Annotated in this window: 15 protein-coding genes; 8 read left to right on the forward strand and 7 right to left on the reverse strand. The window is 65.0% G+C overall.

Annotated features, from left to right (window positions below; genetic code table 11):
* Nucleotides 1–79: 79 nt before the first annotated feature.
* A complete protein-coding gene (locus G6N42_RS02420; protein ID WP_163725554.1) occupies nt 80–907 on the forward strand; it encodes a class I SAM-dependent methyltransferase in 828 nt (275 codons plus the stop codon).
* Between the two features lie 12 nt (nt 908–919).
* Nucleotides 920–1,987, forward strand: a complete 1,068-nt coding sequence (locus tag G6N42_RS02425; protein WP_163725557.1) for a phosphotransferase family protein — start codon at nt 920–922, stop codon at nt 1,985–1,987.
* Here G6N42_RS02425 and G6N42_RS02430 read toward each other — a convergent pair.
* The gene (locus tag G6N42_RS02430) at nt 1,984–2,748 is read right to left on the reverse strand and encodes a sulfite exporter TauE/SafE family protein (RefSeq protein ID WP_163725559.1); all 765 of its coding nucleotides are present in this window, start codon (nt 2,746–2,748) and stop codon (nt 1,984–1,986) included. The genes G6N42_RS02425 and G6N42_RS02430 overlap by 4 nt on opposite strands.
* 238 nt (nt 2,749–2,986) lie before the next feature.
* Between G6N42_RS02430 and G6N42_RS02435 the strand changes: the two genes are divergently transcribed.
* Complete coding sequence (locus G6N42_RS02435) at nt 2,987–3,490, forward strand: 2-isopropylmalate synthase (RefSeq protein WP_174261998.1); 504 nt, start codon at nt 2,987–2,989, stop codon at nt 3,488–3,490.
* A 21-nt stretch (nt 3,491–3,511) separates the two neighbouring features.
* On the opposite strand, the gene G6N42_RS02440 is transcribed toward G6N42_RS02435, so the two are convergent.
* Both G6N42_RS02440 and G6N42_RS02445 read right to left on the reverse strand, forming a co-directional pair.
* Nucleotides 3,512–3,892 carry a hypothetical protein gene (locus G6N42_RS02440; protein ID WP_163725561.1) on the reverse strand — a complete coding sequence of 127 codons (381 nt, stop codon included), beginning with the start codon at nt 3,890–3,892 and terminating at the stop codon, nt 3,512–3,514.
* 2 nt (nt 3,893–3,894) lie between these two features.
* Nucleotides 3,895–5,376, reverse strand: a complete 1,482-nt coding sequence (locus tag G6N42_RS02445) for a cytochrome P450 (RefSeq protein WP_163725565.1) — start codon at nt 5,374–5,376, stop codon at nt 3,895–3,897.
* A 118-nt stretch (nt 5,377–5,494) separates the two neighbouring features.
* Here G6N42_RS02445 and G6N42_RS02450 point away from each other — a divergent pair, with 118 nt between their 5' ends.
* Nucleotides 5,495–6,124 carry a TetR/AcrR family transcriptional regulator gene (locus tag G6N42_RS02450; RefSeq protein WP_163725568.1) on the forward strand — a complete coding sequence of 210 codons (630 nt, stop codon included), beginning with the start codon at nt 5,495–5,497 and terminating at the stop codon, nt 6,122–6,124.
* A 20-nt stretch (nt 6,125–6,144) separates the two neighbouring features.
* Entirely contained in the window at nt 6,145–7,014 is an 870-nt protein-coding gene (locus G6N42_RS02455) for an SDR family oxidoreductase (RefSeq protein ID WP_163725571.1), read from the forward strand.
* Here the strand turns inward: G6N42_RS02455 and G6N42_RS02460 are convergent.
* The 3 genes from G6N42_RS02460 to G6N42_RS02470 are packed head-to-tail and all read right to left on the reverse strand — an operon-like array spanning nt 7,011 to nt 9,871.
* Nucleotides 7,011–8,192 carry an AAA family ATPase gene (locus G6N42_RS02460; protein WP_163725574.1) on the reverse strand — a complete coding sequence of 394 codons (1,182 nt, stop codon included), beginning with the start codon at nt 8,190–8,192 and terminating at the stop codon, nt 7,011–7,013. The genes G6N42_RS02455 and G6N42_RS02460 overlap by 4 nt on opposite strands.
* Nucleotides 8,193–8,222: 30 nt before the next feature.
* Nucleotides 8,223–9,269 carry a DNA polymerase IV gene (locus G6N42_RS02465; RefSeq protein ID WP_163725577.1) on the reverse strand — a complete coding sequence of 349 codons (1,047 nt, stop codon included), beginning with the start codon at nt 9,267–9,269 and terminating at the stop codon, nt 8,223–8,225.
* Between the two features lie 5 nt (nt 9,270–9,274).
* Nucleotides 9,275–9,871 carry a TetR/AcrR family transcriptional regulator gene (locus tag G6N42_RS02470; protein ID WP_163725580.1) on the reverse strand — a complete coding sequence of 199 codons (597 nt, stop codon included), beginning with the start codon at nt 9,869–9,871 and terminating at the stop codon, nt 9,275–9,277.
* Nucleotides 9,872–9,959: 88 nt separating this feature from the next.
* On the opposite strand from G6N42_RS02470, the gene G6N42_RS02475 reads away from it, so the two are divergent.
* Complete coding sequence (locus G6N42_RS02475; RefSeq protein ID WP_163725583.1) at nt 9,960–10,502, forward strand: NADPH-dependent FMN reductase; 543 nt, start codon at nt 9,960–9,962, stop codon at nt 10,500–10,502.
* A 2-nt stretch (nt 10,503–10,504) separates the two neighbouring features.
* On the opposite strand, the gene G6N42_RS02480 is transcribed toward G6N42_RS02475, so the two are convergent.
* Nucleotides 10,505–11,728, reverse strand: a complete 1,224-nt coding sequence (locus G6N42_RS02480; RefSeq protein ID WP_163725586.1) for an alkane 1-monooxygenase — start codon at nt 11,726–11,728, stop codon at nt 10,505–10,507.
* A 128-nt stretch (nt 11,729–11,856) separates the two neighbouring features.
* Between G6N42_RS02480 and G6N42_RS02485 the strand changes: the two genes are divergently transcribed.
* Together G6N42_RS02485 and G6N42_RS02490 are read left to right on the forward strand one after the other, a co-directional pair.
* The gene (locus G6N42_RS02485) at nt 11,857–12,063 is read left to right on the forward strand and encodes a rubredoxin (protein ID WP_163725589.1); all 207 of its coding nucleotides are present in this window, start codon (nt 11,857–11,859) and stop codon (nt 12,061–12,063) included.
* Nucleotides 12,063–13,787: a GMC oxidoreductase gene (locus G6N42_RS02490; RefSeq protein WP_163725592.1), complete on the forward strand. Its 1,725-nt coding sequence runs from the start codon at nt 12,063–12,065 to the stop codon at nt 13,785–13,787. The genes G6N42_RS02485 and G6N42_RS02490 overlap by 1 nt, the downstream gene beginning before the upstream one ends.
* The last annotated feature ends 423 nt before the right edge of the window (nt 13,788–14,210 follow it).

The raw sequence follows: 14,210 nt of genomic DNA on the forward strand, positions 1-14,210 counted from the left end.
CCGGCGTCGGTCAGATCTGTTACCAGATCGTCAATTTCGGCACCGGGTCGATGTTTTACTCGACAAGGAGGACCGCGTCATGACAGATCCCACAGCCACCCTCGACGTACAACAGGTCGCTGCCAAACATCGCGCGATGTGGGCGTCCGGCGACTATCCCAAACTTGCCGTCGAACTCGTCGCTCCGCTCGGCCCCGTTTTGGTGGAAGCTACCGGCATCGGCCCGGGGGATCGAGTATTGGACGTGGCCGCCGGTACGGGGAACGCGTCAATACCGGCCGCCGAAACGGGCGCGACGGTCGTGGCCAGCGACCTGGTCCCGGATCTCTTGGAGCACGGCAGTCGACAGGCCGCCCAGCGAGGCGTCGAGCTGGAATGGCGTGAGGCCAACGCCCATGAATTGCCTTTCGGGGACGACGAATTCGATGTGGTGATGTCGTGTATCGGCGTGATGTTCGCGCCGTTTCATCAGCTCGCCGCGCGGGAGCTGGTCCGCGTGTGCAAGCCCGGTGGCCGGATCGGGCTGATCAGTTGGACACCTGAAGGCCATATCGGGCAGCTGTGGGCCACGATGAAGCCCTACGCTCCACCCCCACCGACCGGTGCTCAACCGCCACCGCTGTGGGGAGATGAGGACCACGTCCGCGCGCTGCTGGGCGACGGGGTGACCGATGTCGTCATGGAGCGACGGATGCTGACGGTCGACACATTCGCCGACGGTGCCGAGTTCCGCGACTACTTCAAGAATCTCTACGGGCCGACCATCGCGGTGTACCGCAACATCGAGGGCGATGCGGCTCGCGTCGCCGAACTCGACGCGGCGATCGCGGATGTCGGCGACAGCGTTCTGACCGGCTCGTCGACGATGGAATGGGAGTACCTGCTGCTGACGGCGCGTAAGACCTGACAACATGTCTTCATGCCCGATGACGCGCAGCAGCTGCCGACACTGAGCGACGACGACCAGGCTGCGCTGCAGCGCTGGGCGCAACAGCAGGGCCTCGGCTCGACGGTGAGCGATGTGCAGCCGCTCACCGGCGGCACGCAGAACATCGTGGTGCGGGTGCACATCGACGGACGCCCCATGGTGCTGCGCCGCCCGCCCCTTCATCCTCGGCCCACGAGCGACAAGACGATGCTGCGCGAGATCGCGGCGCTGCGCACGCTCGCCGGAACCGACGTCCCCCATCCGTCGTTCATCGCCGGCTGCGAAGACCTCGACGTGCTCGGGGTCGTCTTCTACCTGATGGAGGAGATCGACGGCTTCAACCCCGGCAGCGAGGTGGCCGAGGCGTACGTCCGCGACCAGTCGTTCCGACACGACGTCGGCCTCTCCTACGCGGCGAGCTTGGCACGGCTGGGGAATGCCGCCTGGGAGGGTAAGCCGCTCGCCGAGCTGAAACGTCCGGGGTCCTTTGTGGAGCGCCAGGTTCCGCAGTTTTTGCGGCTGTTGGAAAGCTATCGACACGAGCGCTACGAGCCCGAATCGCTTGCAGTCACCGACCTTGCCGACTGGCTTCTTGCCAACGTCCCGCCGGAGAGCGAGCCGGGAATCATGCACGGCGACCCGCATATGAGCAACGTCCTGCTGCGGCGCGATAAACCGGAGCTGGCAGCGTTCGTGGACTGGGAGATGTGCACCGTCGGTGACCCGCTGCTCGATCTCGGCTGGATGGTGATCACCTGGCCGCTGGACACCAGCACGATCACCGCGGGCGGTGCTCTTGGCGCACTCGGGGGGCTGGCCACCCGGCGCGAACTTCTCGAGGCCTATTGGAACGCCGGCGGACGTGAGACGCCGAGACTCGATTGGTACATGGCGATGGCGTGTTTCAAGCTCGGCGTGGTCATCGAGGGCACCTGGTCGCGCTACCTGATGGGCAAGGCGAGTCGCGACGCAGGCGAGGCACTGCATGCCAATGCCCAGAACCTGATCGATATCGGTACCCGGGTCGTCAAGGGCGACAACCCGTTTGACCTGAACTAGCCGAAGGCGTCGAACCCGAGTTTGACGGCCAGCGCCAGTCCCGCCGCACCGATCGCCAGCCGTATCGGCTTGGCAGGTGCGTGACGCACGACGACGGGACCCAGCCGTGATCCCACGAGGCAGCCCAGCCCGAGTGGAACGACCGCCGACCACTGCACCGGTGCGACGAAGACGAAGATGACCGCCGCGACGACGTTGGCGATGCCGAGGATGACGTTCTTGCCCGCATTGGCGTGCGCGAGCGTCGCCCCGCCCGCCCGGAGCAGTATCGCGAGCAGGAGAACACCCGCGGCCGCACCGAAATAGCCGCCATAGATACAAATTACGAAGATCGCAGCTGATTCGAGTACCAACGTCACCGTGTGTCTTCGATGACTTGCCACCGTCGCATCCTTGCGCTGCCGGGCCGGGATGAGGATGGCGACCGAGGCGAATGCGAGGAGAAGGGGAACCACCTTCTCGAAACCTTCGGCTGGGAGCGACAACAGCAGAACGGCGCCGATTAGTCCGCCCAGCGCCGCGACCGGGGCGATGCGTTTGAGCCACGGTCCCTGCCCCTCGAGTTCAGGACGCGAGCCCCACACCGACCCGATGCCGTTGAACACCACGGCCACCGTGTTGGTCACGTTGGCCGTCACCGGTGGCAGACCAACGAGCAACAGTGCGGGATACGTGGCGACCGAGGCCAAACCCGCGATGCTGCCGGTGAGGCCGCCGAGCACTCCTGCTGCGGCGAGAAAGGCCGCATCCCACCACGTCATTGCGGGCTCACGTTACTTCTCGGACCGTTCCGAGCTGCCCGCTGGGGCGGGGATTCGCGCCCGACCCGCCTTGCCGCCTGAAATGTGTTTGCACCTGCCTTCGGGGGCGTCTAGAGTCGCCAACGTGCCGAGGCGACTCGTAGTAGCAACCCGCAGCGGGGTCTGATCCTGACCGACCCCTCGCTGTGGGTCGTCGCTACCTCGTCGGTCACTTCCTCTGAACTGAGAAGACCGGCACATGTCATCCGAACCCGCAATCAACACAGGGCCCTTACCGGGCGCAGCCCCGTTCGCCACTCACGTGGACGGACCTCTGCCCCGCGGTCTTCGCCAGGAGGCCGATGCAATGTCGTTCGAAACGTTCCTCGATCAGTACGCACCCAGCACGGGACCGCTGCGGCTGGGCCAGTGGTCCTGCACCGACGGTGAGCGTCCCGCGACGCGCTTGGGTCCCCAGGCGCGCAACTATCAGGCCACGCTGGCCGTCGGCGACCGCATCAGCACGTCGTCGGCGAAGGCGTCCGGACCACTTGCCGCGCTGACGGAGATGCTGTACGAGCGTGGCATCGCCGTCGAGATGACGGCCTTCCACCAACTGCCGGCCGGCGACAACACCGCGACGTTCATCTGCGGTTCCGACGGTGGGCACTCCGAGTGGGCGATGGGCCTTGCCGACGACCCGACGCAGTCGGCGTTGCGGGCCATGATCGCATGCGCAAACCGGCTCCTGGCCTCCGCCTGATTCGTCGCTCGCGGCGATCCCCTAGCGCTGGAGTCCGCGCAGCGCCCACGCGCCGAGGGCGACCGCGAGCACAGGGACGGTGACCGGTGCACCCGCCGTCGATCGCGTGAAGTTGCCGCGCTTCATCGCGACAACACCGGCGGCGCCGTCACCCACATCGCAGGCCAGACCGGCGGTCACGAAGGCCCGCCGCTGCGCACCCGACGACACCAGCGTGCCGACGCCGATGACGATGTCGCGGATGCCGAATAGCCGCCAGGCGTAGTGCGATTGGCCGCCGTCGGCCTCCATCCCGAACGCCCGCGCGGTGACTCGGGGACTGATCCACGCCAGCATCCCCGCCACAATGCGTCCAGCCGCCAACGCGGCGACCGTGCGATCGACCAAAGGGTTGTCCGCCATGGTCAGTGCAGCGGACGCAGCACGATGTGCATACCGTCCTTGGGCACCGGCATGCCGCCGTAATCCCATTCGGTCGTGTAGCCCTTGTGCGGGAGCTCCAGCCGGTACTTGCGCAGCAGCCGGTGCAGGATCGTCTTCACCTCGAACTGGCCGAACGTCATGCCGATGCACTTGTGCGCGCCGCCGCCGAAGGGGCTGAATGCGTACCGGTGCGACTTGTGCTCGTTGCGGGGTTCGGTGAAGCGCAGCGGGTCGAACTTCATCGGCTCGGGGTAGAACTCCTCGAGTCGGTGGTTCATCCCCGGATAGGCGATGACGTTCGTGCCCTTGGGCAGGTAGTAGCCCAGCAGTTCGGTGTCGCGCACCGTTTGACGCATCGCCCACTGCACCGGGGTCACCAGGCGGATGGACTCATTCATCACCAGATCGAGGGATTCCAGCTTCTCGAGCGAGTCGATGTCGAGTGGTCCGTCGCCGAGACGGTCGGACTCGTCGCGGCAACGGTCTTGCCACTCAGGGTGTTTCGCCAAGTGGTAGATCATCGTCGTGGCCGTCGATGTCGACGTGTCGTGTGCGGCCATCATCAGGAAGATCATGTGGTTGACGATGTCGTCGTCGGAGAACTTGTTGCCGTCCTCGTCCTCGGTCTGACACAGCACGGTCAGCAGATCCGATCCGTCCTTGCCGCGACGTTCCCGGACCCGCTCCTGGAAGTAGTCCTCGAGAAGCTTGCGTGCCTGCAGGCCGCGCCACCAGGTGAACGGCGGCACACCGGTGCGGATGATCGCGTTGCCGGCACGGGTGGTCGTGGTGAACGCGTTGTTGACCTTGGTGACGAGTTCGTGGTCGGTGCCTGGCTCGTGACCCATGAACACCATCGAGGCGATGTCGAGCGTGAGCTCCTTCATCGCCGGATACATCAGGAAGCGCGAGTCGTTGGTCACCCAGTCATTCGCGATGACTTGTGAGACCACCTTGTCGACCTGCTCCTGGTAGCCGACCAACCGGCTCCGGACGAACGCCTCCTGCATGATCCGCCGGTGGAACATGTGCTCCTCGAAGTCGAGAAGCATCAGGCCGCGGTGGAAGAAGGGACCGATCACCGGGACCCAGCCCTGCTGATTGAAGTCCTTGTTTCGGTTGGAGTAGATGGCCTGCGCGGCATCGGGGCCGAGCGCCGTGACGGCGGGCAGGACGGGCGAGTCGGCGTAGTAGAGAGGGCCGTATTTGCGGTAGATGTGCAGCAGGTAGTCGGGGCCGCCGCGGAACATCTCGATCATGTGGCCGACGATCGGCAGGCCGGCATCGCCCGCCACCGATTTGAGGCCGCTTCCCGGGGGCGGCGACGTCATCTCCTTCTGTGGAAAGTCGGTCTTGAGCAGCTGCTTCTCGACCATGCCCAGCCCCGGGAAGTTGGTGATCGACGGAGTCAACCGCCGCTTCGCCTTGTCGAGCAGGTAATCCTTGGTGCTGATGGTGGGCATCTACGCTCCCTCACGCCAAATGACTGTGGCCGTTGTCACTCCTATCTTCATCCTGAATGGCAGACTTGACGCATGTCAAGTTTGGATCCGACGTGTCGTGGTGCGAAGGTCTAAACCCATGACTGCCGAGTCCGCATCGTCCGAGGTCCGTCGCAGCAGGGGTGATCGGCAGCGCGACGCGATCGTGACCGCGGTTCGTGAGCTTCTGCAAGAACGGTCGTTCGCCGATCTGTCGGTCAGCACCATCAGCGAACGCGCCGGCGTCGCCAGGTCGGGTTTCTACTTCTACTTCGATTCGAAGTACGCGGTGCTGGCGACCATCGTCAAGGACGCGGCCGAGCTGCTCGACGACCTGACTCACCATTTCGCGCCGCGTGAGCCCGGCGAGGCGCCCGCGGACTTTGCGAAGCGGATGGTCGGTAGCGCAGTCACCGTGTACGCGAACGACGATCCCGTGATGTCGGCATGCGCAGTCGCCCGCAACACCGACGCGGAGATCCGCGAGATCATGGACGACTTCTACGACAGCGTCGTGGCCAAGTTGATCACCCTGCTCGAGAATGACCCCGATGCGCGACCGATCTCCGATGACCTGCCCGCTCTCGTGCGGACGCTGGCTGCAGTGACGTCCTTTACGTTGACGCATGACACCGCATTCGTGGGCCGCGGTGAGGATGTCGCCCGCGCCGTCGAGATCGTTGAGCGGCTGTGGGTGTCCGCGTTCTGGGGCAGCGGTCAGCCCGACTAGGCACCGGTAAGGTCACGGCCATGACTGCGGTGTCTCGGGGGAGCGATTTCGCCGGTAAGCGTTGTCTGCTCACCGGAGCCGCCAGCGGCATCGGCCGCGCGACGGCGCTTAAGCTGGCCGCCGAAGGCGCCCACCTCTATCTCACCGACCGCGACGCCGAAGGTCTGGAGCAGACCGTGGCCGACGCCCGTGCGCTGGGTGGCATCGTCGGCGCCTACCGAGCTTTTGACATCTCCGACTACGACGCCGTCGACAAATTCGCCGCCGACGTCCACTCAGAGCATCTGGCGATGGATGTAGTGATGAACATCGCGGGTGTGTCGGCGTGGGGCACCGTCTCCACGCTTTCACACCAGCACTGGAAGTCGATGATCGACATCAACCTGATGGGTCCGATCCACATCATCGAGTCGTTCGTGCCTCCGATGGTCGCCGCGGGCCGGGGTGGCCATCTGGTGAACGTGTCGTCGGCCGCTGGTCTGGTCGCGTTGCCGTGGCACGCCGCCTACAGCGCGAGCAAGTACGGCCTGCGTGGCCTCTCCGAGGTGTTGCGATTCGACCTGGCCCGGCACCGCATCGGCGTATCGGTCGTGGTACCGGGCGCGGTGAAAACGCCACTGGTGCAGACGATTCACATCGCGGGCGTGGACCGCGAGGATCCCAGCGTCCAACGGTGGACCGAGCGCTTCAGTGGCCACGCGGTGTCACCGGAACATGTCGCGGACCGAATCCTGCGCGGCGTTCGGCGCAACCGGTTCCTCATCTACACGTCTCCGGACATCCGGGCCCTCTACATGTTCAAGCGCACCATGTGGTGGCCGTACAGCGTCGCCATGCGTCAGGTCAACGTGCTCTTCACCCGTGCGCTGCGGCCCGCGAAATCCCGTTAGCGCTTACCCCACTCCCACGCCGGGGCCGTGAGCATGGTCAGGCCCTCGACACATGTCTCGCCGAGATCCTTGCGCAACTCGAGCTGGATCGCGTCGCCGCCGGAGTCGGCATTCCCAACTGCGCCTAGGTGATCCAGCAGCGCCGTCGAATGCGTGACGACGATGACCTGCGTCGCGTCGGCCGCTGCGCGGATCAGCGACGCGAGCGGGCGGACCAGGTCGGGGTGCAGGGACGTCTCCGGCTCGTTGAGGACCATGAGTGACGGTGGTTGGGGGCTCAGCAGCGCGGCGGCCCACAGCAGGAAACGCAGTGTGCCGTCGGATAATTCAGCGGCGCGCAGTGGACGCAGCATGCCCTGCTGCTGCAGTTGAAGGTCAAACAGCCCGTCGTGCACGGCGACGGACACGGCGGCGCCGTCGAACGCTTCGGCGACGGCGCGATGCAGATCGTCGAAGCCCGCTTCGATGATCGTCTGGATAGCGGCCGCCAGATCGCTGCCGTCATCGGCGAGCACCGGTGTCCTGGTACCCACCTGGCGTAGCCGCGACGGCGCCGTCGCATCCACCCGGAAGCCGTCGTAGAACCGCCAATTGCGCAGCCGGTCGCGTACCGCGGCGAGCTCCGGATGTGCGCCGGGATGGGCGTACTCGGCGAGGACGCTGCGGTATGCCGGAAGCGCTTGGGTGAGTTTGTCGAAGCCGCGGCCCGATTCCGAACTCGCCTCGGCGTATTCGCGGGTGCGGCGCACCAGCGTCGAACCGGACCGCATCACGGGTCCGACGAACACTGCCTCGCGCTTGATCTCGGGGTCGCGGGCGAACAACGACCGATGACCCGCCATCTGAGGCAGCCCGAGGTCGACCAGATAGCCGAAGTCATCGGACGCGAATCCCAGCTCGAGCGAGACGGGTCGGGTTCGCGCCGTGCCCTCGACCCGTCCGGTGCGCTTGGCGCCGCCGAGTTGTTCCGGACCCGCCCACAACACCGACTCCAGGCCACCCTCTGCCGCCAATGAGCCGATCACCTCGCCGCGGCCGCAGTCCGCGAGCAGTCGAAGCGACCGATACAGAGACGATTTGCCCGTACCGTTGGCGCCGGTGACGACCGTCAGCCCGGCCAGCGGCAGCACCACATCACGCAACGACCGGTACCCGCGGATCGCGATCGTTTTCAGCATGGGTGCAGCGTATTGCCGGGGTGTGACGGGTCAGTACCCGCCGGCGGGCGCCGCGAGTTCCAGTCGCACACCGAGCAGTCGTATCGGGCGGTCCAGTTCGAACTGGTGCAGCAGTTCCAGCGCGGTGGTGACAATCGTCTGTTCGTCGTTACCCGCCGACGGCAGCTTGCGAATCTTGGTGCGGGTGAAGAACGTCTTGGTGCGCACCGTCACCGAAACCCGTGTGACGACCCGGTCCTGGTCGATGATTTCGGCGAGTGTCGTCCTCGCGAGTTTCACCACCGCCGCATCGATCTCAGCGGGGTCGGTCAGGTCCTCGGGGAAGGTGATCACATGGCTGCGTGAGCGCGGAACCCATGGTTGCGCACTCACCTCGGTGTCGCCGCCACCCTTGGCCAGCAACAGAATCCAAAGCCCGGTCGTCGGACCGAAGGTCGACGTCAACAGTTGCGCGTCGGTGGCGGCCAGGTCTGCAACTGTGGTGATACCCATACCCGCAAGCTTTTTCGCCGTCTTGGGACCGACCCCCCAGAGCGCGTCGACCTCTCGGTCGCCCATCACCGCCATCCAGTTGTCCTCCGTCAGCGAGAAGATTCCCGCCGGCTTGCCGATACCGGTTGCGACCTTGGCGCGCTGCTTGTTGTCGCTGATGCCGACCGAACACGACAACCCGGTGCCCGCGGCCACGACCTCACGAATCTGCTCGGCGAGTTGGAACGGATCGGTGGACTCATCGGCCCCGACGTACGCCTCGTCCCAACCCCACACCTCGACAGGATGGCCGAAGTCGCGCAGCAGGCCCATCACCTCTTCGGAGGCCTCGTCATAGGCGTCGGTGTCCAGCGGCAGGAACGTCGCGTCGGGGCACTTGCGCGCCGCGGTGCGAAGCGGCATCCCGGCGTGCACGCCGAACGCCCGCGCCGGATACGACGCGCAGGTGACGACCTTCCTGGGCTCGTTCGGATCACCGTTGCCGCCGACGATGACCGGCAGTCCGGCGAGCTCAGGGTTCCGTCGGACCTCGACCGCGGCCTGGAACTGATCGAGGTCGACGTGCAGAACCCAGCGGGGACTCATCGGGGTCAGGTGCCGCAGACCTTGCGCGCCAAGGTCTCCCACGCGTCACCAAGACGCCTCAGTGTCTGACCACCCTCGGTGAGCTGGTGGTGCACGTAGTCGGCGTCCAGCAGCGCGAGCAGGGCAGTGGCCTGAGCGTCGAGGTCCCCGGTGGTGTCCGCCTCTTCAAGCAGCACCGTGATGTGCCGTTGATGGAGCGTGGCCGGGGCGCTGAAGCGCATCTGCGGGTCCCTGTTGGCGTCCGACAGCAGCGCCTGATGGGCTTTGACGAACTTCAGCCTGGCGCGCCCGAACGCGATCAGCCGTTCCAGCGGCGGCGCACCGGGGCCAAGTGGAGGCGGCCCGAACAGAAAGGCCTGCTGCTGGACCTTCTCGTCCTCGTCGAGCAGGACGATCATCAGACCCGCGCGGCTGCCAAAGCGGCGGAACAGTGTGCCCTTGCCCACACCTGCGGCGGTGGCGATGTCGTCGGTGGTGACCGCGTCGGCACCGCGTTCGGAGATGAGCCGGCGCGCGGCGTCCAGCAATAACGTGCGATTACGAGCGGCGTCGCCCCGCTCCTGCGGCGCCTCGTCGGAGATCGGCAACGCGTGCGGGGGCATGTCACCACTTTAATTCAGAGGGATGAATTCGGACCAAGGTCCGGTTTCAGGATGCGAGGATCCATACCGCGATCGAAAGGGTTTGAACATGTCGGACATCAAGGTGCTCGTACTGGTCGGCAGCCTGCGTGCGGCGTCTGTCAATCGGCAGCTCGCCGAACTCGCCATCGAATCGGCTCCAGACGGTGTGCGGCTGGAGACTTTCGACCGGCTGGGGGAGTTGCCCTTCTACAACGAGGACATCGACAACGCCGATGTCGCCGAACCGGTAGTCGCGTTACGGCAGGCCGCCGCCGACGCTGACGCCGCCCTGGTCGTCACACCCGAGTACAACGGCAGCATTCCGGGCGTGCTGAAGAACGCGATCGACTGGCTGTCGCGGCCGTTCGGTGACAGCGCGCTCAAAGGCAAGCCGCTGGCGGTCGTGGGTGCCTCCCTCGGCCAGTACGGCGGGGTGTGGGCCCACGACGAAACGCGCAAGTCGTTCGGCATTGCGGGACCGCGCGTCATCGAGGACCTGACTCTGTCAGTGCGATCCACGGCATTCGACGGCAAGCATCCCCGTGAGAACACCGAGGTTGCCGAACAATTGCGCGACATCGTGGGCAAGCTGGCCGCCGAAGTCGGCTGACATCACAGCGGTGGGCTCGCGTCGCGGTAGGCCGCGCGTCTGCCTTGTTCCGCGTAGCGCGGGCTCAACGCTGCAAGATGGAGATTGCCGCCGTAGTGCTGGATGACGCGCCAGTCCATGATGCGCCGCCATAACGGCGGGATCATCGCGATCAGCATCATCGTGGCGTAGCCCGACGGGAGCTGCGGCGCCTCCTCGGCGTGGCGCAACGTCTGATAGCGGCGCACCGGATGGGCGTGATGGTCGGAGTGCCGCTGCAGGTGGAACAGGCACACGTTGGCGACGATCGTGTTGCTGTTCCAGCTGTGCCACGCCCGTACGCGTTCGTAGCGCCCGTCGGCGAGCTTTTGTCGCCTCAGCCCATAGTGCTCGAGATAGTTGACGGTCTCGAGCATGCAGAAGCCGACGATGGCCTGGCCGATAAGCCATGGCAGCACAACGACTCCGAACCAGACGACCAGAATCACGAACAACGCCAGAGTGAGCAGCCAGGCGTTGAGCACGTCGTTGCGCAAGCTCCAGTGAGTCGTCCCGATTCGCGCGAATCGTGCTCGCTCGAGTCGCCATGCGGATCGCACGCCGCCGGTCAGCGACCGGCCGATGAACGCGTACAGCGATTCGCCGAGTCGTGAGCTTGCGGGATCCTCGGGCGTGGCGACCCTCGCGTGGTGACCGCGGTTGTGCTCGACGAAGAAATGCCCGTAGCCGGACTGGGCGAGTGCGAGCTTGCTCAGCCTGCGTTCCAGTCCCGCCCGCCGGTGGCCGAGTTCGTGTGCGGTACTGATCGCGATCCCGCCGACAATGCCCACGGTGAACATCAGTCCGAGCTTGTCCACCGGTGACATGTGGACCCAGCCGCCGCCGGCCCATATCCAGCATGCGAACAGTAGCGAAAGATATTGCCCGGGAAGGAAGAGCATGGTGACCCATCGATAGAAGCGGTCGTTCTCCAGCCAGGCCAACGCGCTGTCGGGCGGGTTCTCGGCATCGGCGCCGACCAGATGGTCGAGCGCCGGCACGACGAAGAACGTGAGGATCGGGCCGAACCACCAGAACAGATCCACCCCCGTCACCTGCACCAGAAACCATGATTCGGCGACAAGCGACGGCACGATCGGCGCTAGTAGCCAGAGGTAACGCTTGCGGTCCCGCCAACCCTTATTCGTGGCGACTTCGTGTCCGGGCTCAGTACGCCCGCGATCCTTAGCTCTCGATGTCGAGTCCATGACTCCTTTTCATTGCTAGGTCTGCGTTCGCAAACTATAAAATAAAGCTAATATATTCAACTCGTAACGGAAATCCGTGCGGACGCGGCATCAAGAGTCAACGGACTCAGGGATGAAGGAGAGCGCTCGTGATAACGGCGCAATGCCCCGAATGTGGCTATCGATACCACGAAAGCACAGCTAATCCGCGTGAAGGCTTTCCGCCGGGCACTCCATGGGATGCAGTTCCGGACGACTGGAACTGCCCGGACTGCTGTGTTCGCGACAAAGTCGACTTCGTGATCCTTACCGACAGCGCGGGCATCGCAGCCGAAATTGACGTCTGCAGAAAATAGTGAAAAATTCGCTAGAACTGCAGACGACTGACAAGTTGCCGGTCCAGCGCGCGTCCGGTGCGCAGCATCGGCGCGCTGAGCCGACGGTCTCACGCAGGCGCTTTCTCGGAGCCTCGGCCGGGATCGTCGCGGGTGCCGCCCTCGGTGCCGGCTTCCTCGAATTTCGGAGCCCGCCGGCAGCGAAGAGCTCGCGAAGTCATTACCCCGCGATCGTGGTCGGCAGTGGTTACGGCGGCGGGGTGTCCGCGCTGCGGCTTGGGCAGGCCGGGATCCAGACTTTGATTTTGGAGAAGGGCAGACAATGGGACACGCCGGACGAAGACGGCAGACGCTTCACCCGCATGCTGCCCGCCGACACGCGCGCGGCGTGGTTCTCCGACGTTCCGCCGAGCCTGGTGCCGTCGTACATGGGTGTCTCAGTCGAGGACGTGGCCAAGAACAACCCGTCGGCGCAGCCCGTCCAAGCCGGCATCTGTGACAAGTCAGTGCACGGCGCGCACAGCGTGTTTCGCGGCGTCGCGGTCGGTGGAGGATCGATGATCAACGCGGCGATCGCCGCCGTCCCCACCGCGGATCAGGTCCGTGCCGCCTTCCCCGACATCACCGCCGACGAGTTCCTCGGCACCTATGTCGGGCGCGCCGCGGAGATGCTTCGCATCAACCGCCGCGACATGGATTGGTTCGAACGGACGCCCTACTTTCAATACGCCCGGGTGGGCCGTCAGTACGCGCAGGCCGCGGGCTACGACGTCGACTACAACGCCAGCGCGTATTCATTCGAGTACATGAAACAGGAAGAGGCGGGGCAGGTTCCGCGCTCCGCACTCGACTTCGAACAGCAGTACGGCAACAACTTCGGGCGGTTCGGCAGCGTTGACCAAACATACATCGCCGCGGCCCTGGCGACCGGCTACGTGAAACTACGCGCCCTGACCGAAGTCACCGGCATCCGCCGCGAACCCTCCGGCGAGTACGTGGTATCCATCCGCGAGATCGACCGGTGGGGGACCGAGGTCGCCCGCGACGAATTAGGTTGCGATCGGCTGTTTTTGAGTGCCGGTGTGCTCGGTACGTCGCATATTCTGCTGCGGGCACGGGACACCGGAGCGCTTCCGGATCTCAGCGACGAGATCGGCCGTGGCTACGGCAACAATGGGGACGTCATGGTGTCGCACATGACCAGCGATCCGACGGGCACCGAGCAGTCGCTGATGGGAATGATCAACATCGACGGCCGCAACGACCCGGACAACCCGGTGTATGCCAGCGTGTTCTCGATCCCGCTTCCGGTCGAGACTCACGCGCTCGGCTACTACGCGATGGTCAAGACCGACGACCGTGCGGACATCATGTACGACAACGCCACCGATTCGATCACCATCGACTGGCTGGAAGGGCACACCGAGCATCAGGTGGCCAGGGCCCGGACCGCGTTCGACCGGATCGTCGCTGCCAACGGCGTCGAGTACCGCGATGACATCTTCGACGGGAAGGTCTTCGCACCCCACACGGTGCATCCGCTCGGCGGGGTGGTGCGGGGTCGGGCCACCGACGCCTTCGGGCGCGTCAGGGGCTACGACAACCTCTATGTGAACGATGCGTCGCTGATCCCGGGCTACATCGGTTGCAATCCGTTCATGTCGATCACCGCGCTCGCCGAGCGCAACATCGAGGGAATCCTTCGCGGCCGTCGTTACGCCGACGATGCCGGACGCCTTCCGTGACCGTTCAGGCGCATTTGCTGTTACGTCACTGTGACAGTTGACGGCGGCTGACCTGTCGGTGGTCGGTGGTAGATCTAGGGCGCAGGCGCGACACACCCAAGATGTGATGTGCGACACGCCGGAGAAGATCGCCGCCGAGTGCTTACGACCAGGGAATTTCAAAAATGTTATTCAGAACATCTGGTATCTCTTCGGATTGTCGGACACTAGGTGTAGTGTTTCGAACACCGACAGACCCCCACAGTTTCCAAATCTCCACGGGTCGGCCGGAGGCCAGAAATCCGCCGGTGTCGGCTCTCAGACCCCACGGACCGCGGCCTCTGACCGCAGGAATTTTGAGGGCCTCCGGGCCGCTGGAATTCAGTGGGATGTAGTACCTGAAGTAGTAGCCAGTCCCAGCACAGTGTCTGTTGTAGAGGAGCC

Origin of the sequence: Mycobacterium gallinarum (genome assembly GCF_010726765.1) — a bacterium.
In the GTDB taxonomy this organism is placed as follows: Bacteria; Actinomycetota; Actinomycetes; order Mycobacteriales; family Mycobacteriaceae; genus Mycobacterium; species Mycobacterium gallinarum.

Coding starts and splice junctions, on each gene's coding strand:
- G6N42_RS02420 (WP_163725554.1), top strand. CDS start 80: ATGACAGATCCCACAGCCACCCTCGACGTACAACAGGTCGCTGCCAAA.
- G6N42_RS02425 (WP_163725557.1), top strand. CDS start 920: ATGCCCGATGACGCGCAGCAGCTGCCGACACTGAGCGACGACGACCAG.
- G6N42_RS02430 (WP_163725559.1), bottom strand. CDS start 2,748: ATGACGTGGTGGGATGCGGCCTTTCTCGCCGCAGCAGGAGTGCTCGGC.
- G6N42_RS02435 (WP_174261998.1), top strand. CDS start 2,987: ATGTCATCCGAACCCGCAATCAACACAGGGCCCTTACCGGGCGCAGCC.
- G6N42_RS02440 (WP_163725561.1), bottom strand. CDS start 3,892: ATGGCGGACAACCCTTTGGTCGATCGCACGGTCGCCGCGTTGGCGGCT.
- G6N42_RS02445 (WP_163725565.1), bottom strand. CDS start 5,376: ATGCCCACCATCAGCACCAAGGATTACCTGCTCGACAAGGCGAAGCGG.
- G6N42_RS02450 (WP_163725568.1), top strand. CDS start 5,495: ATGACTGCCGAGTCCGCATCGTCCGAGGTCCGTCGCAGCAGGGGTGAT.
- G6N42_RS02455 (WP_163725571.1), top strand. CDS start 6,145: ATGACTGCGGTGTCTCGGGGGAGCGATTTCGCCGGTAAGCGTTGTCTG.
- G6N42_RS02460 (WP_163725574.1), bottom strand. CDS start 8,192: ATGCTGAAAACGATCGCGATCCGCGGGTACCGGTCGTTGCGTGATGTG.
- G6N42_RS02465 (WP_163725577.1), bottom strand. CDS start 9,269: ATGAGTCCCCGCTGGGTTCTGCACGTCGACCTCGATCAGTTCCAGGCC.
- G6N42_RS02470 (WP_163725580.1), bottom strand. CDS start 9,871: ATGCCCCCGCACGCGTTGCCGATCTCCGACGAGGCGCCGCAGGAGCGG.
- G6N42_RS02475 (WP_163725583.1), top strand. CDS start 9,960: ATGTCGGACATCAAGGTGCTCGTACTGGTCGGCAGCCTGCGTGCGGCG.
- G6N42_RS02480 (WP_163725586.1), bottom strand. CDS start 11,728: ATGGACTCGACATCGAGAGCTAAGGATCGCGGGCGTACTGAGCCCGGA.